Here is a 22,977-nt window from a genome sequence, read left to right as displayed (position 1 = left end):
AAATTTGAAATAACTAATAATAAAATAATTTTTTCTCTATTGACATTACAAAAATTTAAAATTGACCGTCAAAAATAAAGAATTGAGAGTTTAAGAGTTTATTATTCACCTTCTACTCTTTGTTATCTAAAACAATTGGTTTTCTCTCTTTAAAATATACAACCTTTAATCCACATTCCTTAGCAAACTCTTTTGCTAAACATATGTGCTTACCAACATTTTCTGGTCTATGAGAATCTGATCCTAAAGTTACTATCTTCCCACCCAATTCATTGAATCTTTTATATATTTTTTTCAGAATATCTATAGCTTCTTTATTGTCAAATCTTCTAGTGTTTATTTCAATAGCCTTTTCTCTGTAAATTAATTCTTTTAGTATTTCATCAATTAACTCATTATATTCCTCATAATATATATTACTATCATTATATGGAGCATATCTACATATATAATCAATATGAGATAGCGAATCTATATAATCATGCTCTTTTACACATTGAAGCATATATTTAAGGTAATCTTTATAGACTTCTTTTTTATTTTTGCCATTATAAAAATCATCTCCATATATATCATAATATAATCCATTATTCTCCACAACATGTACAGATCCTAAAATAAAATCAAAGTTGTATTTTTCACTTATTTCCCTATTTTCTTCTATGCAATCTGGCCTCATACCCATTTCCACACCTAACAGTAATTTATGGTTTCTATAGTTAATATACTTATTAAAATATTCATCTATATTAAATATAAATTCACCTGGTTGCATAAAATTTAAATCTAAATGTTCAGTTATAATAGTTCCTATATTATTATCTTTAGCTGCTTTAATAACCTCTTCTATATTCATAGAACAATCTGTTGAAAAATCCGTGTGTATATGACAGTCAAACATTGTGTACCTCCTAATTTTATAATAATGTTATTACTAATGGTATTGTAAAAATGGATAAAACTGTTGTAACAAAAACGCACTTAGCTGAAAATATTCTATCACTATTATATAATTCTGCAAAGACCGTAGTCATTGCTGCTGCAGGCATAGCTTCTAATATTACACATAATTTTAGTATATAATCATCTGCTTTTATAATTTTTAGTATTAAATATATCATAAAGGGTACTACTAATAATCTAATAAACGATATATAGTATAACTTGAAATCTTTTAATATGCTACCTACTGAAGTTTTAGCAAAACTTGCTCCTACAATCATCATAGACATTGGTGTAGTCATAGCTCCAACCATATTCAAGGTTTTATTTATTGAATCAGGAAGCTTAATGCTAAATAAAAATATAAATATTCCTATCAGTACAAATAATATGCCAGGTTGCATAACTATATCTTTTATTTTAAAATTATGCTTATCTTTCTTATTAAATAGAATTACTCCATAAGTTAACAGTATTATATTAAATGGTATACCAAAAACAGAAGCATAAAACACTCCTATTTTCCCATAAATGCCCTCAACTATAGGATAGCCCATAAATCCAAAATTGGAAAATACAGCTACAAACCTTAATATTTTCTTTTTGCTTTCATCGCATTTTATAAAAAACAATTTACTAATAAGGATTAAAAATATATGTATAATTAAAGAATATATAAAAATCAATTTTACATTTTCCCATAGATCCCTTGAAAACTCCACATTAAAAGATGATAATATTAAGCATGGTAATGTGATATTCATTAAAATATCTGTTAAACTTTTTATTGTCTGCTCTTTTATATATTCTTTTTTTCTTCCATAAAGGCCTAAAAGCATAATTATGCATAATACTACTACTTGATTTATTATATCACTGTTCATTTTATCCCCCATATAAATCTGTTATCTGTGATCCATATTCTCCGCTATGTAATCCAAAAAGATTGTTCATTTTTAAATCTTTATTTATAATCTACAAAAAATCCTTCTTGAGTATCAAAAAACTGAAGCCATGCCTTGTTCTTTTCTCTTGTATCAATAGCAAATCTAGCGCAGGTAAAATTAGGCTCATTCTTTAATGCTAAAATTGAATCACTATATTTTGTTCCTCTATAATTTAACATTTCTATAAAGCTATCAACATTTAGTTTATCGCCTTGATTTTCTATTCCTTTTATTAATAGTTCTTTTCCCTTATTTAGTCTAAAAATAGACGTACTCCCTTCTTGGACATTTATAATACCTTTATTTATATCCTTATGTATATAGTGGTTAGTATGTACATAATAATCTTTAATTTCCTCTACACTAATATGTGACGCAGTAGTTTCAATAGATACGCATTGGTTTTTATTTATATCCAAAGCAATAGCATGAAATCCTGAAGCTCTATTTGCTATATTGCATCTATTTATAAAATCATTTAAGGATTTTGCCTCACTTATATGTCTTTGAATAAAATATCTTGGAATACCTTCTATGTTCATATCATCACTGTAACAATAATTAATAGTTTTAACTATACCATGACTATTAAAACTAAAAGCATTTCCAAAAGGCATATTACAATAATCATAAGTTGTAAACCATTCATTGCCCATATCACATTTAGTAATGGCTGAATTTGATGGCTTATAAATATCATCTTCATTGTGAGCTAAAATAAATGTTCCATCTTCTCTTTTATAAACTAAAGAAGTACATCCCACCCCTTCATTTAATATTTCTGGACACATTATTAAAAAATAAACATCTCTGTTTACTGATGCTCCATCTGCTCTGCCATTTACCTCCTGTAAATATTCAGGGAATGTATCTTCTATAACTTTTTTAACCTTGTCTACCTTCTCCATGATTTCTTTATTATGTAACAAGTGTTTATAGTTTTCTAGCTCCCTTTGAATAGCTTGTCTTAGTTCTATCCCTGACATTCTGCCTCTTTCATAAGCTGTACCCTTTACATGTAAAAATCTCATCTTGTTTTCCATAATAAGCCTCCAATAAAAATATTATACTTTATTATAATATAACATTTAGATATAATAATAAAAGGTTAAGAAATATAAATTAAAATACTAATCCAAATTATATATTAAATTTAACTATTATTTTTTCACTATACATAACATAAATATAGACTTATATTTACCCATTAATTATAATAAGCATAAGTAAGATGTTTTTTGTTTTCTTAAATTTATGAGATGAGCATATAAAAAATAAGGGGGCTAAAACTATGGATAATGGAATAAAAAACAATAGAAGCGAACAAATAAAAAATGTAAAAAATATTGTAGTTAAGGTTGGATCCTCCACTTTAACTTATAGCAATGGACTACTAAATTTATCTCATATCGAACACTTAGTTCGCCAATTATCTGATCTACACAATAGAGGATATGGAATTATTCTAGTTAGTTCCGGTGCTATAGGGGCAGGTATGGGGAAACTTGGTCTTAAGAAAAGACCTGAGAGTATTCCAGAAAAACAAGCTGCTGCTGCAGTTGGCCAAGGAATATTAATGCACATGTACGAAAAAGTTTTTTCAGAGTATGGAAAAACTGTTGGGCAAATACTTCTTACAAAAGAAGATATGACAGACCCTATAAGACGTAGCAATGCTCACAATGCCTTTACTTCCCTACTGGAACAAAGGGTTATTCCAATAATAAATGAAAATGATGCAGTAGTAGTAGATGAAATAAAGGTTGGAGATAACGATACCTTATCTGCATTAGTAGCTAAACTAGTTGGAGTGGATTTATTAATCCTTATGTCTGATATAGATGGTTTATATGACTCAGATCCAAGAAAAAATAAAAATGCAAAACTTATCTATTTCGTAGATGAAATTACTGAAGAAATAGTATCTTGCGCTGGTGGTGCTGGTTCAAATCTTGGAACAGGAGGCATGGCTACAAAAATTAATGCTGCAAAAATTGCTACCTCTTCAGGTATCTCCATGGTTATAGTTAATGGAGATAATGCTGAGGTTTTAAGAGATATTTTAGATGAAAAAGAAGTTGGAACTTGGTTTAAGGCTAATAAATAATTACAGGAGGATACACTATGGATAATTTAAAAGAATATTTAATAGAAAAGGGAAAAAAGGCTCAACTAGCTGCAAGGGTACTATCTACCCTTGATACCGACTCAAAAAATAAGGTTTTACATGCTATGGCTAAAGCTTTAGAAAATAATATGAATTCTATAATAGAAGCCAACCTTATGGATATGAAAAATGGCGAAGAAAAAGGCTTAAGTAGAGCAATGCTAGACAGACTTTTAATAAATGAAAAAAGAATTTTAGATATGAGCGAAGGCTTAAGACAGGTATCTGAATTACCAGACCCTATCGGAGAAATCACAAAGATGTGGAAAAGACCAAATGGTATTACTATAGGACAAAAAAGAGTTCCTTTAGGAGTTATTGGTATAATTTATGAAGCAAGACCTAATGTTACTGTTGACGCTGCAGCACTTTGCTTAAAATCTGGTAATGCAGTAATTCTTAGAGGTGGTTCTGAAGCTATAAACACTAATAAAGTTGTAGCTAATATATTAAGTAATGCCTGTAAAGAATGTGGTCTTCCTGAAGGAACAGTACAACTTATAGAAACTACTGATAGAGAAGCTGTTAACATGATGTTAAAGTTAAATGAATATATAGATGTACTAATTCCTAGAGGTGGAAAAGGTCTTATACAAACTGTAGTTAAAAATGCTACAGTACCTGTAATAGAAACAGGGGTTGGTAACTGTCATGTATTTGTAGATGAAAGTGCAAATTTAAAAATGGCAGAAGATATTATAATAAATGCCAAGGTTCAAAGACCTGCTGTATGTAATGCTATGGAAAGTTTACTTATACACCAAAATGTAGCAGAAAAATTCTTACCTATAATTGCTACTTCACTTTCAAAATTAGGAGTAGAAGTAAGAGTTTGTGGTGAAGGTAAAAAAATAATTGTAAGCTCCACAAAAGATGAGGAAATTTTAAAACATATTGTAGATGCTACAGATGCAGATTGGGATACTGAATTCTTAGACTTAATATTATCTGTTAAAGTAGTGCCTTCTTTAGATGAAGCACTAGACCATATATACAAACATGGAACTAAACATTCAGAATCTATAATTACAGAAAACTATTCTAATTCACAGAGATTTTTAAATGAAGTAGATGCTGCTGCAGTATATGTCAATGCTTCCACAAGATTTACAGATGGCTTTGAATATGGCTTTGGTGCTGAAATAGGCATAAGTACTCAAAAACTTCATGCAAGAGGCCCAATGGGACTTGAGCAGCTTACTACAACAAAATATATTGTTTACGGAAATGGACAGATTAGAAAATAAAGTTAATAAAAGCATAGAGACATGAATATAGTATTTCTGTCCCTATGCTTTTTAATATTCTAGATTTTAATATAATTTTCTTATAGGTATTTTAAATTTTATAGTTTTTTCTATTTCTTCTAGATCTCTTTTATCTTTTTCATCTATAAATAAACAAGTGTAACCAGTTTCACCAGCTCGCCCTGTTCTACCAATACGATGTATATAGCTTTCCACATTTTCTGGAATATCATAATTATATATATGACTAACTCCGCTTATATCTAAACCTCTTGCTGCTACATCTGTAGCTATTAAATACTGAATATCTGCATTTCTAAAAGATTTCATTATTCTCTCACGTTTTGCTTGAGGTATATCACTATGTATTTTTACACAGTTATATCCACGCCCATAAAGTACTACTTCAAGTTCATCTACTCTTCTCTTAGTTCTACAAAATATAATAGCCATAAACGGATTATCTTCCTCTAAAACTTTGCATAGATCATTTCTTTTATTTCTATCTGTTGTTTCTACTACCTGCTGCTTAATATTATTAAGCGTAACTTCTTGTTTTTTAACTGCAATCATTACTGCATCATTTACATATCTATAAGCTAATTTTTTAACTTCAGAATCCATAGTTGCAGAGAAGCATAAGGTTTGACGTTTTTTAGATGTTTTCTTTACAATAGATTCTATATCATTTTTAAAACCCATAAATAATAGCTGATCCGCTTCATCTAGTACTAAAGTTTTTAATTTACTAAGATCCACTGTCCCTCTGTCTATATGATCTAAAAGTCTACCTGGTGTTGCAATAATTAAATGAATATTTTTATTTAACTTTTTTAGTTGAGACCCTATGTCTTTTCCACCATATATAGATAAGATATTTATGTCCTTAGCTTTATTAAGTTTCATAGCCTGCTCAGTTATTTGAATAGCAAGCTCTCTTGTAGGTGTTACAATAAGTACTTGAATTTCATTTATATTTTGTTTTATATTTTCAAAAATAGGAAGTAAAAAAGCAAGTGTTTTGCCTGTGCCCGTTTGTGACTCTCCTATAACATCTTTTCCTGCTTTAATAAGTCCAATACTATCCTCTTGAATTTGGGTAGGCTTCGTAATACCCATATTTTCTAATACTTTTATTATATCTTCACTAATTCCTAAATCTTTAAATTCCATAATTTATTTCCTTTCGTTATTGATTTAATCAACTTATAATAGCATAACGTTATGATTAATAGCAAATAAAAAGCACTTAGCCTTTTATGAAAGCTAAATGCTCTTTATTATATCTTAAACCTTTTTACATTAATAATATACACATCTAAAAAAGTCTATGATTACTACTAATTTATTAATTTTAAACGTAGGTAATTTGTTTATCAGTGTCACATACAATATCCAATGATTTATCATTAGAACTAGTTTTTAAAATAACTTTATGCTGCCATAATTGGACTATATATTTTAAGGTCTCTACAGCATAATTTAAATCCAATTCTCTACCATCAAACTTATGCTCTAAAAGTAAGGTTTTATTAAAAGAACTCATATCACTAACAGTAATATAAGGGATCATTCCCATACCACAGGAACTACATAGTGTGTTTTTTATTTCCTTGTATCCATCTTCATCTGAAACCTCTTCAATAACATAGTCTTTATCATGTTTGCCATATTGGAAAAGATTCATTTCAAGGCATAATTCTTCTGTTAAATATCTCCTTATAAAAGATTCATCTCTTTCCATAGATCTTACTTCAAAAATCTTTTCTTTTCCGTATTTATCCTCTAGCTCCGTAAATATTTTAAAGCCCATATAATACGGATTTATTCTTCCTTCTAATGGAGTTATTACATCATTGTGTCTTTTCAAAAATTCTAGATATAAGTCTTGAGGTAGATCTAATTTTTTTAGTATATTGTAGTGCCAATAACTTGCCCAACCTTCATTCATTATCTTTGTCTCTATTTGAGGTATAAAATATTTTGTCTCTTCTCTTACTATTTCTATAATATCATTTTCCCACGAGGATAAATCCCCATATTCTGCTATAAATCTTAAAATATCTTCTTCTGGCTCTAAAGGAATTTTATTTATATTACCTAATTCTTTTTTAACCTTGGGTTTTAATATATCATTATCCTCAAAACTTTTATAATCTTTTATTATTCTTGTTTTAAGTTCTTCATTAGTTAATTTTTTTATTCCAATACTTCTATCTCGCTGGAGCTTTATTGCATGAGCTGCATCTAAAATATTTTCTACTTCATTATATCCAATGCTAGGATCATTTATATAGTCCCTTATTCTATCTCCATGATTTTTAAACATTTCTATTGTATATTTTGCATCTGTTCCTACAACAAACAGTCTGTTATTTTTAAAGAAATCATTGTGTCCATATACATGGGCAATGGTTAATATTTGGAGTAATAAAGTATTATCTTTCATTAAATATGCTATACAAGGATCAGAGTTTATAACCATCTCATAAGGTAGTCCTGTAAGATTATATTGATAAAGTGTTTTTAGCCTGTCATAAGCCTTACCAAAGCTCCAGTGAGGATACCTTGCAGGCATTCCCAGATAAACTTCATAAGCAAGCATATCATTATAATCAATTATTTCAAATTCCTGTGGATAATAATCTAATCCGAAATCTTTTGCTATTTCTTCAATTTTTTCATTCCAGTATTCAAGTTCTTTCAAAGTATAACTCAACGAGGCCTCACCTCCTCTTATAATTAGCCGTTTATTTTTATTTCAGCTTTTAATAATTCCTTTAAAGCATTCCATAAATCTTCTTTCTTCTGCATAGTTACAGGAACGAAATTATTCTTTTTTACTTCCTGCCCATATCTTTTTCTAATAGTACTTGTATATCCATATGTCATTATTTCTACATATCCAAACAAATTACAAACATCACTTAATTCATTAGCGGCCTTTATTGCCCTTTCATTATCTTCACTCCAGTTGTCTCCATCACTAGCATGAAAAGCATATATATTATAATTTTCCGGATTATATTTTTCATTTATTATATCTAATGCCATATTATATCCACTAGATATATAAGTTCCACCAGATTCAACTTTATGAAAGAACTCATCCTCTGTTACTAACTTTGCAGTAGTAGAATGAGATATGAAAACTATTTCAGCACTTTCATATTTCATTTTTATAAAGCTATATATCATAAAAAAGAAGGATCTAGCTAAATATTTTTTATTTTGGTCCATTGAGGCAGAAGTATCCATAATGCAGATAACTACAGCATTGTATTCCTTCTTTCTGCGTGGCTTTACTCTGTAATATCTTAAATCATCTTTTTTAAACGGAAATCTTTCTATTTCTACAGTCCTTCCTTCATCATGTAATTCTTGCTGTCTTTCTCTAAGCACCCTCTTCATTCCCTGTTTCCTTTTTAGTTTTTCTACCACAGTTCTTTTTTTGGCTAGTCTTGGAGGAATACCATTTTTTTGATATCCACACTTCTTTTTTGAACCCTCCATTAGTATTTCTGAAAACTTCTTTTTCCTTAAATTAGGAAGTTCCAAATCATCAAATATATATGAAAATACATCCTCAATAGTTATTTCTGTTTCAAATATATCTTCTCCCTCTTCATTTCCTGCTCCGGCATTTCCTTTTCCACTATCCCCTTTTTCTGTACCAATTTTATCTCCCCTTTTTTCAGTACCATCTCCACTACCTACACCAGAAGAATTTTTGCCATACACAAATTGATATTCTTTAATTCCTCTTATAGGAATCTTAATTTTTTTATTCTTTGTTTGCCCAATTAAACTTTCCTCAGAAAGTATATCAACCAAATTTTTTTTGATAGACTCCTCTACTAATTTTTGATGTCTTCTTCTATCTTCTGCTGACCTATCATGGGGGATAGGATTAAATTCTCTAAATACTGCCATTATATCAATCCTTCCATAGATTATTAGCAGCATATTTTAATATTACATCACAACATTCATAGCAATATCCATTCTTCTTCATTTCTTCTACCATGGCATTATATTTTTCATTTTGTTCTTTATCTCTTACTCTGGATTTTGTTATTATTCTTGACATTTCCCTAACTGAATAAGTTAATTTCTTTTCTATGGCTTCCTTTAATGGTTCATAAGATGTGTAATCTATCTTAGCGCCCTTCCTTACCAAATAGAACATATATGATGTAACATCTGATCTAAAGCCTTTAGAGGAGGAATCGGAAATTCCTATTTGTTCTTCTATAGATCTCATAAACTTTTCGTCAGGATCTAATTGTTCTCCTGTAGCCTTATCCTTAATTTTAGTTTTGTTAACAAAGGCTTCTGCATGATCTAAATAATTATTAAAAAGACTTTCTGCTTGTTCTCTAAAACTTTGTATAAAAGCTTTAGTTATCTCTTTTTCTAATATTTTATTATATTCTTTTCTTATAGTATCTTGTAAAAAGGCTAAATATTTCTTTCTTTCATCATCAGATATATCTAAATCCTTAACTGACTTTATCATACTCTCCATAACACTTAATGGATTAATGCAATTACATTTTGACTCTGATAAAGCATTATCAATAGACTTTATTATAAATCTTGTGGATATTCCACTCATTCCTTCTCCAAGTCCTGCCTCTTCCCTTAATTCTGATATATCAACTTTTTTAGTTGTTCCCTTTTCTACTATTTCTTCACCATTATATATTTTAAGTTTAGTTAGCAAATCTACTTTGTTTGATGGAGTAAGTCTAGTGAGTATCGCAAACATAGCTGCTACATCTATAGTATGTGGTGCTATGTGAGCTGTAAAACTGCTCTTTTTAAGTATTTTTTCATATATCTTTTTCTCTTCATTTAGTTCTAAACAATAAGGTACTTCTACCTTCACTATTCTATCTAATATTGCCTCATTAGTATGATCAGATTTAAATTTATTCCACTCTGCTTCATTTGAATGAGCTACTATAACTCCATCAAAATATATCATTGAGCCTTTTCCCGGAGAAGGAATAGACTTTTCCTGAGTAGCAGTAATGATAGTGTGTAGATACTCTACATCATTTTTAAATACTTCAATAAATTCAACAAGGCCTCTATTTCCTACATTAAAAGCTCCATTTAGGGAAAAGATCCTTGGATCATCTTCAGAATATAAATCCATCTTTGATATATCTACTGAACCAATAAGCACCGATGTATCTTGATTGTTTGGATCTACCGGTGGAACTACTCCAATTCCTTTTCTTGATCTAATTGAAAAATCAACTTTCTCTATTGGGAATTTCTCATATTCTCCCTTATACTCTTCTTTTAATCTATATCTACATACTGGACATAAATCTCCTTCTATTTTTATACCTAATTCTTTTTCAAAATCTTTTCTCAAATGCTTAGGTATAAGATGCAGAGGTTCTTCTCTCATTGGACAGCCTTTTATTGCATAAATGGATTCACTATTTTCTATAGCCTTCTTTAAAGACTCTACAATAGAAGATTTTCCTGAGCCTACGGGTCCTACTAAATACAATACCTGCCTTGATTCCTCTCCTCTCATGGAAGCTGAATAAAAATAGTTAACTAATTTCATTAAAGTTTTATCAATGCCAAAAAAGTCCTTATTAAAAAAATTATAGCTCCTTATTACTTCATTACCATATATTTTCCTAACTCTTATATTTTCCTCTGGATCTAAAATTTCAATTCCCTCTTTAGTTATTAAATTATACATTCTCATATGAGCCAAATTGCATATTTCAGGATTATTCTTAATAATTTCTAAATAATCCATAAGAGTTCCTTGAAACTTTTCTCCTTTTCTTTTTTCTCTATCTTTTTCAATTAACTCTTTAAAATTCATAATTCCCTCCATAAAAATTGATAATTGTAGCCATATATTTTATTGTATTTATATTAATTTTTACTAGATTTTAGAACAAACTTTGTGTTAGCGAATAGTAATCAATAATTTTTCTATTTATAAATAACTATTATTGGAATATAATAAAATTAAGAAAGCATAGATTTATGCTATTAAAAATTAACTCTTTTAAATAACAAGGAGGGAATTATAATGAACTTTATTGATTTAAGAAGTGATACTGTAACTAAACCTACAGAAGAAATGAGAAAGGCTATGTATAAAGCCGAGGTTGGAGATGATGTTTATGGTGATGATCCAACAATAACTGAATTGGAAAGTTATGCTGCTGAATTAGTTCATAAGGAAGCATCCTTATTTGTTCCGAGTGGTACCTTTGGAAATCAACTTTCTTTGTTTACACATTGTAATAGGGGAAATGAAGTAATACTTGGAGAAGACTGCCACATAGTAATGCATGAAGTTGGTGCCCCTGCAATTATTGCTGGTGTACAGTTAAGACCTATAAAAAGTAATAAAGGTGAAATAAATCCATTTGAAGTAGAGAAGAGAATAAGAGGTGTAGACATTCACTTCCCAGAAACAGCCCTTATATGTGTTGAAAATGCTCATTCAAATGGAAAAGTTATATCTCTAGAAAACATGAAAGATATATATGAAATTGGACTAAAACATAATATTCCTGTACATTTAGATGGAGCAAGGTTATTTAATGCAGCAGCCTATCTTAATGTTCATCCTAAAGAAATTACTAAGTATTGTGACTCTGTAATGTTCTGTCTCTCTAAAGGGCTTTGTGCTCCTGTTGGCTCCATACTTGCAGGAAGTAAGGATTTTATACAAAAGGCACGAAAAAAAAGAAAAATCATGGGTGGAGGTTTAAGACAAGCTGGTATATTAGCTGCTGCTGGATTAATAGCTTTAAAAGACATGAGAAAGTATTTAAAAGAAGATCATGAAAATGCCCTTTATTTGGGTGAACAATTATCTAAAATACCTGGAATAAACATAAATCTTGACGATATCAATATAAATATGGTATTCTTTAACATGAATGATGAACTATATAATATGGATAAATTAGTAGAAGAATTTTATAAAAAAGGCATAAAAATTAATGGCCCAGAAAATGGAGAATTAAGATTTGTAACAAATTATTGGATTAAACGAGAAGATATAGATTATGTTATAAAAACCTTAAAAGAAATTTTAAATAGAAAATAAAGCCTAATTGTAAAGGTATTTCTAGTTATGTCCCCTCGCTTTTTACCATATGATTTTAATATATCCATATTTATTATCTTTCATATATATTACAAGAACTATATTAAGGAGGGTTATACATGAAAAAATATATACTAATATTTCTTTTACCTTTTATTCTACTAACTTCCTGTAATAAACCTAATACTAATGCGGAAAAAGATAAAAGTGAAAATACAAAAATAGAAACTCCTGCATCAGATAAAAATAATAATTATACTATCAAAAATTACTTTCCTTTCAAAGAAAACATTAGAATGAAATATGAAGGAAAAGGAAATGAATTTGCAGAAAAATCTGTTTACACTGATTATATACAAGGAGATAGAATTCAATTAAGAATTGTAAATCCAGGTACAACCTCTGCAAACGTACTAGAAATAAAAGATGGAGAACTACGAGCTATAGCTTCACAAGGAGAATTTTATCATAGAGATAGTATAATTGATACAAAAAATGACAATTATGAAATTTTGTTAAAAGAACCACTAGCTAAGGGAACTTCTTGGACTTTAGCTAATGGAAGCAAAAGATTTATATCTGATGTAGATAAAGAAATAGAAACTCCTGCTGGAAAATTTAAAGCTATAGAAGTTACTACAGAGGATACTGAATCTAAGACATTTGATTATTATGTTTTAAATATAGGACTTGTAAAAACGGTTTTCCAATCAAAAGGTTTAGAAGTTATAACTTCGCTTCAAAAGATTGAAGAAAATGTTCCTGTTATCCAAACTGTTAAATTCTATTATCCAAATTATAATGAAGACAAAATTATATTTGTAAATAGAACATTGCGATTTAATACTAATAACGACTTAAAGAGCATTTTAGAAAAGAATTTTAAAGAAGTTCCTAATAAAAACATAAATAAAGTTATGCCTGAAAATGTAAAGATAAATAAAGTATCTGTAGATAGTAAAGCTAATATAGTAAAAATTGATGTTACTGATAACTTTGTAAAAGAAATGAATGCTGGTAGTGGTTTAGAAGCAGCTATATTAAGAAGTATTACTAATACATTAGGTGATTATTATAATGTAGATAAAGTTTCTATAACTTTATCGGGTAAACCATACGCTTCTGGTCATATAATTCTAAAAGAAAATGAAACTCTTAAAGTAGATTATAAGGGCGTATCAGAATATAAATAAAGTAAAAAATCTGTTGAGTTAACCTCAACAGATTTTTTTACTTTCTATTTTTATACATATTAAATTAATACCTAATACCCTGTACTTACATTTAAACAATGCTCATATCTTATTTTTACTCTTTAAATAAAAATAAGCCATTATAGTCTTATCATCTTCTATCTTTCCTTGTGATATCATATCCTCAAATTCTTTAAAAGGTATCCAAAATCCTTCTGTTACATCTCCATCTTTAATTTTTTCTGAACTAAAAGAATCCCTCTTTACCTTTACTTTAAATAAATGCATAGTACTTGCACTAAACCCTAAAATAGGTTTATATGAAATGATTTTTTCTAATTCCTCCGTTTTTACATCTAACGCAGTCTCCTCTTTAAGTTCCCTAACTAAACATTCATCTATACTCTCCCCTTCTATATCTAAAAGCCCTGCTGGTATTTCTAAGGTTTCTTTCATAATAGAAGGTCTAAATTGTTTAACTAATAATATTTCATCAAATTCATTAATAACAGCAGCTGAAACTGCGCTATGATTTTTTACTATTTCATAGTTTTTTCCATTTATATTTCTTTTATATAACTTTAGCCAACCATCATATATACAAGTATCCCCCACATAAATCCCTCCTTAATTTTTAAAGCTATGTATAGGCGCAGGTATTCTGCCTCCCCTATTTACAAAATCAACACTAGAAAACTTACTTACAGCCATAATTGGAGCCTTTCCTAAAAGACCTCCAAACTCTACAGTATCACCAACAGTTTTCCCTGGTACAGGAATAATTCTAACTGCAGTTGTTTTATTATTAATAACTCCTATAGCCGCTTCATCTGCTATTATAGCAGAAATAGTTTCTTCTGGTGTATCTCCAGGTATCCCTATCATATCCAGCCCTACTGAACACACACAGGTCATAGCTTCTAATTTCTCTATATTTAAAGCTCCTCTTTCCACAGCATTTATCATTCCAATGTCTTCACTTACTGGTATAAAAGCTCCACTAAGTCCTCCTACATGGCTACATGCCATTACTCCACCTTTTTTTACTGCGTCATTTAAAAGCGCAAGAGCTGCTGTAGTTCCAGGAGCTCCACAACTTTCAATACCCATCTCTTCTAAAATATGAGCAACACTATCACCTACTGAAGGAGTTGGAGCTAAAGATAAATCTACTATACCAAATGGAACATTAAGTCTTTTAGATGCTTCTCTTGCAACTAGTTGACCCATTCTTGTAATTTTAAAAGAGGTCTTCTTTATAGTTTCAGCCACTATATCAAAACTTTCACCCCTTATACTTTCCAATGCAGACTTAACTACCCCTGGTCCACTTACACCTACATTTATTACACATTCTCCCTCTCCTACACCATGAAAAGCTCCTGCCATAAAAGGATTATCTTCTACCGCATTAGCAAACACTACAAGTTTAGCACTACCTATACCATCTCTATCTTTGGTTAACTCTGCTGTACTCTTAATTATTCTTCCCATTTGCTTTACAGCATCCATATTTATACCTGTTTTTGAAGAGCCAATATTCACAGAAGAGCATACTTTTTCAGTTACCCTAAGTGCTTCTGGTATAGATTCTATAAGAATTTTATCTCCCTTTGTATACCCTTTATGAACAAGGGCAGAAAAACCTCCTATAAAGTTTATCCCTACTGTATCTGCTGCTTTATCTAAAATTTTTGCAAACTCTACATAATCCTTATCATCTGAAGCCCCTGCTATTAGTGATATAGGAGTTACTGATATTCTTTTATGTATTATAGGTATTCCATATTCTCTTTCTATGTCTTCCCCAACCTTAACTAACTTTTCAGCTTTAGTTGTTATCTTATCATATATTTTCCCTCTTGCTACTTTACCATCAGAATTTATGCAATCTAAAAGAGAAATTCCCATTGTAATGGTTCTTATATCCAATTTCTCCTTTTCTATCATTCTTATAGTCTCTAAAATATCATATGAATTAATCATTTGCCTTCCCCCTTTTATATGCGGTGCATAGACTCAAATATTTCTTCATGCTGTATTCTAATGGATACTCCTAATTCTTCACCCTTTTTATTTAATGCATCTTTTATCCCCTCAAAAGATACATTAGATTTTCCCATATCTACTAACATAATCATAGTAAAATACTCTTGGATTATTGTTTGACTTATATCCAAAATATTTACCTTCATACTTGAAAGTTCACCGCTTACACCGGCAATTATTCCTACTTTGTCCTTACCAATTACAGTTATTATAGCCCTCATTTTATTACCCACCTTTATTTATTATTATATTTAATCCCCAAAATTTCACAAATAAATTTTGGGGATATATGCTAATTAAAAATCACACTCTATATTCATTTCTTTTAAGAATTTAATCTTTCTATCATATATTTCTTCTCTTTCTTTTATGATAGCATTCATAGGAGAATCATTACAAATTGGATTATAGGCTAGCTGCCAAGCTCTTAAATATTCCATTGATTTAATTATGGCACTACCCTGAGTATAAAACTGCTTACCTTGCATTATATCAGTTAGTTTATCACAAAACTGAAGTAATAATTCTTTTTCTAATTTTCCGCCTCCAGCCCAAACTAGCTTCGGAGATAATGAACTCCATAGATCTGATTTTGTATCTTTCCATAACTTTATAGCCTTATTTTTATCTTCATTTTTTCTAAATAATTCTTTTAATTCATTATCCATACTTTCATTAATTTCCCCATGGAATAAATTTAATATTCCTCCTGTTTTCTTATATACAGATTGATATAAAAATTCTGTTTTATCTAATGGAAGCATCTTATTATATTCTTCTAAAATAGGGGAATTTTTTAATTCAGGAAGAATTTTTAGTATTCCTGACTTGTCATTATTTATTATTGTATATTCATAAAGTGTTTTTCCATCTAATTGCTCATAAGTTTCGTTAATTGAAAATTCTATTTGAGCTAAAAATAATTTTACTGCTGATAACTGATTTGGAAACCATACACTTTTTTCTTTTGTATTATTCTCCATATTATTCTTCCTCCTTTAAAGTTCTTAAAGTTGCCATTGCTCTATCATAATCAGGATCTTCTTCTAAAATGTTATTTAATATCTCTTCGGCTCTTTCATAATCATTATCTACAGTTATATAATAAACTGCAATATTATGAAGAGACTTTAGCTTAATTTCCTTTGCATCATCAGCATTTTCGCTATAATATACAGCTTTATTAAAACACTCCAAAGATTTGTCAAAAACCCCCAATAGATTATATATAAATCCAAGATCATAATATGAGTTAGAATCATTTGGCTTTAATTCCAATGCTTTTGTAAATTTATCTTTTGATTCAAAAATATTTCCATAATACATTAAATTAATATCGCCTAATATGTATTCTTCAAAATAATTTTCAGGATAAGATTTTAATTTTTTATAAAATTCCTCTACTCCTGTTACATCCTTTTTCTCAGCAGATTTTATAAATAAGTACATTAAGCATCCCCATTCTAAATCTAATGCTTCATTATTTTTTTTCATGTAATCTTTAAAATAGTTCTGCAAACACTTTTTTCCATCTATTTCTTTCAATATACGTTCCTTATAATTTTCTTCAATTATTGCAGTTTGATACTTTTCTAAAATTGTTTTTTGATAATTTTTAGTAGTATATTTAATACTGTTACTCATTTGCTTCACTCCTTGTATTATGGTTAACATTTCTATTATATATCTAATTATATAAAAAAATCTACCCTATACTATGTTTTTAATCAATAGTTATTAATAAATATACATTTTTTCACTTTAATTTACAAGCATTTTGATAATTTATTATTTTTATTGTACAATTAAATTGGATATTTAAATTTTTAAGGAGCTGCACTTATGAAGAAATTTTTTAAGTTTATTAAAATATTTTTATTGTTAATTTTTATTTTAGTTTCATGTTTTGCTTTTATCTATAGGGGTCAAATTAAATTTTATGTGAATATAGGGAAAAAATATATTTCTTTAAAGCAAAATGTCTCTTCAATTCCTAATACTAAAAGTTTGGGTAAATCAAGTACTGCTGATATTAAAAATGTTGTTTATAAAAATACTAACAATGTTCCATTGACCTTAGATATTTATAAATCTAAAAAGGGGCTTTCTAAAGGCTCTCCAGTAATTATATATATTCATGGTGGTTCATGGGTTTATGGTAATAAAAATATTCCATCAATACTTTCTCCTATATTAGATTCTTTTCGTGAAGAAGGTTTTACTATAGTAAGCGTTGAATACGAACTTATGAAACCTGGAGTTAATTTTGACAAACTTGTATCTGATGTTAAAGATGCTATACGATGGGTTTACAAGAATAAAGATATTTATAATTTTAATACCAATGAGATAGGACTTTTAGGTATTTCAGCAGGAGCCCATTTATCTTTACTTGCATCATACTCAAACAACAATGAGTTTAGAGATGATAAAACTTTAGAAAACTATCCTTCCAAAGTTAAATATATTATTGACTTTTTAGGACCTACTGATTTAAATACTTTAGATTTTTCAAAAGTTAATTGGGATATCAATAATATTTTAAGATCTATTCCTAATATAAGTGAAATAACTTTAAAATATAATCCTGTAAGTTATATTCATAAAGAAGCTCCAAAAACATTAATGATTTATAGCAAAAATGATACTATAGTTCCTTATAAAAATGGCATTGAACTTTATAATAAATGTAAAGAAAATAATATTTGGTCAAAACTAGTTACTCTTGAAAATAGTAGCCATGATCTATCAGGCTTAAACAAAGAAGATATTCTTACCTTATCTAAAGAAGTATTAAGATTTATTCTTCAAAACTCAACTATTTAAAAACAAAGACAAAGAGTATCACACTATAGTTAATACATATAACGTGATACTCTATATTCACTATTTCATACTATATTTAATTTATAAATCTGATTTGTAAGGCACTCTGGCAGATGGTATAACCTCTGATGCAGGTCCTGCATGGGTATCCTGATCATCGAAAAATATATGTGCATTAAAAGCTTTTAATATTTTATCCTTTGATATTCCACCTAAAAAAAAGCTTCATCAACATGAACACCCCATTGTCTAAGTGTTAAAATAACTCTTTTATGTGCTGGGCTATTTCTCGCTGTTACAATTGCAATTCTTAAATACTCTGAATTTGCTACTTCCTTATCTTTTATTAGGGATAAAGTTTTTAATAGTTTACCAAATGGTCCTTCAGATAAAGGTTTATTTACATTGATTCTTTCATTTTCTAAAAATGCTTCTAACCCTTTTTCCTTATAAATTTTCTCCGATTCTTCTGAAAATATAACAGCATCTGCATCAAATGCGATTCTAATCTCATCTTTACTACCATCAAAATTTTTAGGAAGATCATAGACATGTGCTGCTGCAAAACCATTATCTACTGCCTTTTGAACATCTTCTTCACTTTTAGATAAAAAAAGATCAATCTTAAATGCATCTAAATATGGTGTAATAGATTTTCCTCCTGTAAAAGCCGCCCTTATTATATCAAGATTATAATAGTTAATTGAGTTAAATACTCTCAGTCCAGTTTCCGGACTATTTCTTGACATAACTATAACTTCTACTACTGGTTTATCAAATTTTTTATTTAAATTAAGTAAAGCTTCTATTAAGGGAAATGCGGCTCCTTTTTCTAATATTTCATCCTCATGTTCTATTTGATATTTTGAATACTCTTCCACACCATTTTTCTCATAAATATTATTTTCTTCTTCTAGATTAAATAATGCTCTGGATGAAATACCTATTACTAGTTTGTCCTTTAAATCATATGCCATAATACTTCCCTCCTTACTCAACCTTTTTATTTTGTAAAATCGTACCAATATTTTATATTACATTGAATTTCTTAAAACAAACCATAATATTTTTTAAATTTTCTTCCAGTAAGTATTCATACCACAACTTGTTAAATTTGAGCTAGAAGGTACTTGGAATAATACATTAATCAAGTTCAAAATATCTACTGAAGCGCCCATAGAGTTTAAAAGTATTAAAAACTTCATAGATGGACTTAATAATCCTAAAACTCCTAATATCAATGGTAGTATTATTGAAATAACAATAAAAGGAGCAATAGTAATAAGAATGTATCTTGATTTAGCTATTACTTCTTCTGAATACACATATCCACCAAAAGGAGTAAGCCCTATAAATGTTTCATCTGATTTTATAAAGTTTGGTATAAAAATTAAATGTATAAACTCATGTATTATTAATGTTAAAAATATCCCTAAAATTTGAAATCCATTAATGTTTATAGAAAAAGAATTTTCACTTAATCCAAATTCTTTCAAAGAAATTGGTGAGACTATGTTAATTATTGATACTGTAATTATAGCATTTAGTATCATTATTGGAACTGATATTAATATAGCACTTCCAATAGATTTTGGCTCTTTTAATTGTACCCATTGTTCTTTAACTAATGCTAAATGTTTTTCTTTGTCTGCTTTGGGCATATTATTTTTTACTTTGATATTTCCCACTCCTTTTTGCCATAATATTAACTTCAAATAATATGCTAATATTATATTTTTTATATTTCTCTCTGTCTAATTTTACAAATTAATTTTCTATATGCAGTAATTACTATATACAACTCATTACACAAATTATAGCATATTTTATCATATATTGTGTTATAACTTAATAAAACTTTTAATTAATAACTATCTAATTTAACTTAGACCACTTTTAATGTATAAAAAGCTGCTGATAAATATATTACCAACAGCTCATTATATTTAACTTATGCAATATATTGTTGTGGTTTACAAAATTCCTCCTCCCCACTGAGCAAATATCTTATTGTAAAACTTGAGAAAATTTTTCATACCACTGTTCTGGAGAGGCATACGAACCTTCTTTTACATTATTTCTATCCCCTAATAAATCAATGCATAATGACATCATAATATGAGACTTGAGCCCCTTTGTTTTTTTATCCTTAAATAAAGAAAGCATATATTCCAAAGCTTCATCTCCCATCTTTAAAATATTTTCATATTCTTTTCTATGAATCTTAATATAATCTGAAGGATTTGATGATGTCTTTGGAGAGGATATTATTATCTCTAGATTTTTTTCTACTTCATCTCTAATAAAGGTACTTGAATTGCTTGCTTTTTCCTTTATTTCACTCCAATCTTGCTTCTTTATCATAGGTATAAATTCATCTTTAAATATTTTTAATGATGAAGAATATTCTCTTATATTCTTTCCAAATGCACTATTAAAAAGGCCTCGATTAAATGAAAAATTGTCACTTTTCTCTCCATCACAAAATTCAAATGTAACTGTGTCAACATTATCTACAAGACAAAATATTACTGCTGCATTTTCTAGTACTTTATTATAGCTTATTTCTGAAAATACTTCAGGCTTAATTTTATAGTTTATAGTTATACCATAAGGTTCAGATTTTGTCTGTAAAGAAAATTGATTCTTATACTCAGAATAATTTAGGTAATCAGTAAGATTACCAACTTTATACGCTGTCCCCACATACTGCGTCTTGTATTCATATAGTTTTTCAGATTTTGACTTATTAAATTTCCCATGAGATTTTATCACTGGATTTGTAAGACAAGTTACTGCAATGAAAGTTACAATAACAACTATAGCAATGCTCCATATTACTTTTGGTTCCTTAAAATAGGCAATATATTTGATTCTTTTAGTTACATCTTTCTCTCCATTTTGAAGTGATGTAGTTCCTAATATAAACTTATTTTTTCTTAAAGCAGTTTTAAGAAGTACATTAGAATATTCCTTTTTATTTTTATTAATTTCTAAAACTCTATAATCACATAAAATCTCCATATCTCTTCTAAATACAAAAGAACAATACCACATAATAGGATTATACCAATAAACACAAAGTAATATTGTGCTTATAATATTCCATAAAACATCTTTATGCTTATAATGTATAAGTTCATGGGTAAATACGCTTATAAGTTCTTCTTTTGTATATCCTTCTGGTAATAAAATTTCTGGTTTTATTATCCCCTTTAACATAGGAGTTTCTCCACCTAATCTTACAATAACATCTTTATTTATTTCTACTGCTTTCCTACATTTATCTAATATAGACATAATATCGGAATCACTTAATATTTTAAGTTTTCTTGTTTTCTTATGAAATGAGTAATATGTGATACTCATAAACAATAACATAATTACTGCACCAACTGCCCAGATAAAAAATATATTATCTACTAAAACTTCACTAAGAACAAATTCTTTATTTTTTTCTCCTAAAGTAATATTTTCTGTAGCAAAATCTTTAGTCCCAGATGGAATACTTTTTATAAACTTTTGGGAAACTTCTATATCTTTAACCTGTGGCACAGTATTAAAAATGCTCATATTACTTTTAGGCAAAACAGGAATTACAAGTCTCATAAAAAGTACAATCCAAATGATGAATTGCCAATTGGGAGAAATTTTGCTTTTAAGAAGTTTCTTTACTATTAAAATGATACATGCTGTAATAGAAGTGGTAATAGTTATATTTATAAAATAATCTATCATACTACTCACCACCATCCATACTTTCTATAATTTTCTTAAGCTCTTCAACCTCTTTTGAAGAAAGTTCCTCCTGCTTAGCTAAAGCTGAAATCATCATTGATACAGATCCATTAAAAACCCGTGTAAGAAAATTTTTTGTTTCCTGAACTTTACATTCCTTTTCTGATACAACAGGAAAGTATTTGAAATTTGAAGATGATGATTTATCTGCATCAATTGCTCCTTTCTCCATAAGTCTTGTTACCAATGTTCTTATAGTACTATAACTCCACTTTGTATCTTTAAGATTTTGTGAAATTTGTTTTAAAGTTAAATTTGATTCTTTCCATAAACATGTCATCACTTTCCATTCTGCTTCACTAATATTATATTTTCCCATAGCACATACCTCCGACCACATTTGTAGTTATATATTCAGTCTACATCTGTGGTCGGCTCTTGTCAATATTAAGTAGTTAATTTTGTTTTTTAAATGTATATTATTGATCTATAGTACCTAAACAATACTTTATTACAATTGGATCACTACATCTGCTTGTGTAAATTCTCTAAAACCTAACCTATCAGTCTGAATTATATTCATATTTCTCTATCTCTTATATGATATATTTCTCATTTATTTACTATTAAATCTTGCTTTCATTGTACAAAATATGGAAACTATAATCAAATATACGACATATTGTAAACAAATTACCCCAAAAATAAAAACATACATAGATTTAATTTATATAATTCTATGTATGTTCTTTATTATTTATAA

At 28.6% G+C, this 22,977-nt stretch carries 20 protein-coding genes and 1 pseudogene; 5 read left to right on the top strand and 16 right to left on the bottom strand.

Going from position 1 to position 22,977, the window contains the following annotated elements:
• Nucleotides 1-112: 112 nt before the first annotated feature.
• The 3 genes from T514_RS0102310 to T514_RS0102300 form a co-directional block, all read right to left on the bottom strand.
• A complete protein-coding gene (locus T514_RS0102310; protein ID WP_027623299.1) occupies nucleotides 113-901 on the bottom strand; it encodes a histidinol phosphate phosphatase in 789 nt (262 codons plus the stop codon).
• A 16-nt stretch (nucleotides 902-917) separates the two neighbouring features.
• Complete coding sequence (locus T514_RS0102305; RefSeq protein ID WP_027623298.1) at nucleotides 918-1,826, bottom strand: AEC family transporter; 909 nt, start codon at nucleotides 1,824-1,826, stop codon at nucleotides 918-920.
• An 80-nt stretch (nucleotides 1,827-1,906) separates the two neighbouring features.
• Nucleotides 1,907-2,932 carry a C45 family autoproteolytic acyltransferase/hydrolase gene (locus T514_RS0102300; protein WP_027623297.1) on the bottom strand — a complete coding sequence of 342 codons (1,026 nt, stop codon included), beginning with the start codon at nucleotides 2,930-2,932 and terminating at the stop codon, nucleotides 1,907-1,909.
• Between the two features lie 248 nt (nucleotides 2,933-3,180).
• Here T514_RS0102300 and proB point away from each other — a divergent pair, with 248 nt between their 5' ends.
• Complete coding sequence (proB, locus tag T514_RS0102295; protein WP_051541713.1) at nucleotides 3,181-3,996, top strand: glutamate 5-kinase; 816 nt, start codon at nucleotides 3,181-3,183, stop codon at nucleotides 3,994-3,996.
• A 17-nt stretch (nucleotides 3,997-4,013) separates the two neighbouring features.
• The gene (locus tag T514_RS0102290) at nucleotides 4,014-5,303 is read left to right on the top strand and encodes a glutamate-5-semialdehyde dehydrogenase (RefSeq protein WP_027623295.1); all 1,290 of its coding nucleotides are present in this window, start codon (nucleotides 4,014-4,016) and stop codon (nucleotides 5,301-5,303) included.
• 66 nt (nucleotides 5,304-5,369) lie between these two features.
• Here T514_RS0102290 and T514_RS0102285 read toward each other — a convergent pair whose 3' ends face one another.
• From T514_RS0102285 to T514_RS0102270, 4 genes are all read right to left on the bottom strand, one after another.
• Entirely contained in the window at nucleotides 5,370-6,476 is a 1,107-nt protein-coding gene (locus T514_RS0102285) for a DEAD/DEAH box helicase (RefSeq protein ID WP_027623294.1), read from the bottom strand.
• Nucleotides 6,477-6,657: 181 nt separating this feature from the next.
• Nucleotides 6,658-8,022: a SpoVR family protein gene (locus tag T514_RS0102280; RefSeq protein WP_027623293.1), complete on the bottom strand. Its 1,365-nt coding sequence runs from the start codon at nucleotides 8,020-8,022 to the stop codon at nucleotides 6,658-6,660.
• A 23-nt stretch (nucleotides 8,023-8,045) separates the two neighbouring features.
• Nucleotides 8,046-9,236 (bottom strand): sporulation protein YhbH, encoded by a 1,191-nt coding sequence (gene yhbH, locus T514_RS0102275; RefSeq protein ID WP_027623292.1) that lies wholly within the window; start codon nucleotides 9,234-9,236, stop codon nucleotides 8,046-8,048.
• Between the two features lie 4 nt (nucleotides 9,237-9,240).
• Complete coding sequence (locus T514_RS0102270) at nucleotides 9,241-11,163, bottom strand: PrkA family serine protein kinase (protein ID WP_027623291.1); 1,923 nt, start codon at nucleotides 11,161-11,163, stop codon at nucleotides 9,241-9,243.
• A gap of 213 nt (nucleotides 11,164-11,376) precedes the next feature.
• Here T514_RS0102270 and ltaE point away from each other — a divergent pair, with 213 nt between their 5' ends.
• Nucleotides 11,377-12,408: a low-specificity L-threonine aldolase gene (gene ltaE, locus T514_RS0102265; protein ID WP_027623290.1), complete on the top strand. Its 1,032-nt coding sequence runs from the start codon at nucleotides 11,377-11,379 to the stop codon at nucleotides 12,406-12,408.
• Nucleotides 12,409-12,527: 119 nt separating this feature from the next.
• Nucleotides 12,528-13,601, top strand: a complete 1,074-nt coding sequence (locus T514_RS0102260; protein ID WP_027623289.1) for a GerMN domain-containing protein — start codon at nucleotides 12,528-12,530, stop codon at nucleotides 13,599-13,601.
• A gap of 102 nt (nucleotides 13,602-13,703) precedes the next feature.
• On the opposite strand, the gene T514_RS0102255 is transcribed toward T514_RS0102260, so the two are convergent.
• From T514_RS0102255 to T514_RS0102235, 5 genes are all read right to left on the bottom strand, one after another.
• Nucleotides 13,704-14,216 (bottom strand): NUDIX hydrolase, encoded by a 513-nt coding sequence (locus T514_RS0102255; protein ID WP_027623288.1) that lies wholly within the window; start codon nucleotides 14,214-14,216, stop codon nucleotides 13,704-13,706.
• A gap of 12 nt (nucleotides 14,217-14,228) precedes the next feature.
• A complete protein-coding gene (locus T514_RS0102250) occupies nucleotides 14,229-15,587 on the bottom strand; it encodes a PFL family protein (RefSeq protein ID WP_027623287.1) in 1,359 nt (452 codons plus the stop codon).
• Between the two features lie 14 nt (nucleotides 15,588-15,601).
• On the bottom strand, nucleotides 15,602-15,871 hold the full coding sequence (locus tag T514_RS0102245; RefSeq protein ID WP_027623286.1) for an ACT domain-containing protein: 270 nt from the start codon (nucleotides 15,869-15,871) through the stop codon (nucleotides 15,602-15,604).
• A gap of 75 nt (nucleotides 15,872-15,946) precedes the next feature.
• A complete protein-coding gene (locus T514_RS0102240; RefSeq protein WP_027623285.1) occupies nucleotides 15,947-16,633 on the bottom strand; it encodes a hypothetical protein in 687 nt (228 codons plus the stop codon).
• A gap of 1 nt (nucleotide 16,634) precedes the next feature.
• Entirely contained in the window at nucleotides 16,635-17,294 is a 660-nt protein-coding gene (locus T514_RS0102235) for a tetratricopeptide repeat protein (protein ID WP_034867858.1), read from the bottom strand.
• A 198-nt stretch (nucleotides 17,295-17,492) separates the two neighbouring features.
• Between T514_RS0102235 and T514_RS0102230 the strand changes: the two genes are divergently transcribed.
• The gene (locus T514_RS0102230; protein ID WP_027623283.1) at nucleotides 17,493-18,476 is read left to right on the top strand and encodes an alpha/beta hydrolase family protein; all 984 of its coding nucleotides are present in this window, start codon (nucleotides 17,493-17,495) and stop codon (nucleotides 18,474-18,476) included.
• Between the two features lie 81 nt (nucleotides 18,477-18,557).
• Here T514_RS0102230 and T514_RS23710 read toward each other — a convergent pair.
• The 4 genes and pseudogenes from T514_RS23710 to T514_RS0102210 form a co-directional block, all read right to left on the bottom strand.
• Nucleotides 18,558-19,453: pseudogene (locus tag T514_RS23710) on the bottom strand (5'-nucleotidase).
• Between the two features lie 93 nt (nucleotides 19,454-19,546).
• Nucleotides 19,547-20,191 carry a DUF3267 domain-containing protein gene (locus T514_RS0102220; RefSeq protein ID WP_242850543.1) on the bottom strand — a complete coding sequence of 215 codons (645 nt, stop codon included), beginning with the start codon at nucleotides 20,189-20,191 and terminating at the stop codon, nucleotides 19,547-19,549.
• A 292-nt stretch (nucleotides 20,192-20,483) separates the two neighbouring features.
• Entirely contained in the window at nucleotides 20,484-22,214 is a 1,731-nt protein-coding gene (locus T514_RS0102215; RefSeq protein ID WP_027623281.1) for a M56 family metallopeptidase, read from the bottom strand.
• Between the two features lies 1 nt (nucleotide 22,215).
• Nucleotides 22,216-22,593, bottom strand: coding sequence for a BlaI/MecI/CopY family transcriptional regulator (locus T514_RS0102210; protein ID WP_027623280.1), 378 nt, complete (start codon nucleotides 22,591-22,593; stop codon nucleotides 22,216-22,218).
• Between the last annotated feature and the right edge of the window lie 384 nt (nucleotides 22,594-22,977).

The sequence above is a fragment of the Clostridium lundense DSM 17049 genome (assembly GCF_000619945.1).
Classification (GTDB): domain Bacteria; phylum Bacillota; class Clostridia; order Clostridiales; family Clostridiaceae; genus Clostridium_AO; species Clostridium_AO lundense.
The sequence above is the reverse complement of the archived record's forward strand: the minus strand, read 5'-3'. Positions and strand labels throughout refer to the sequence as shown.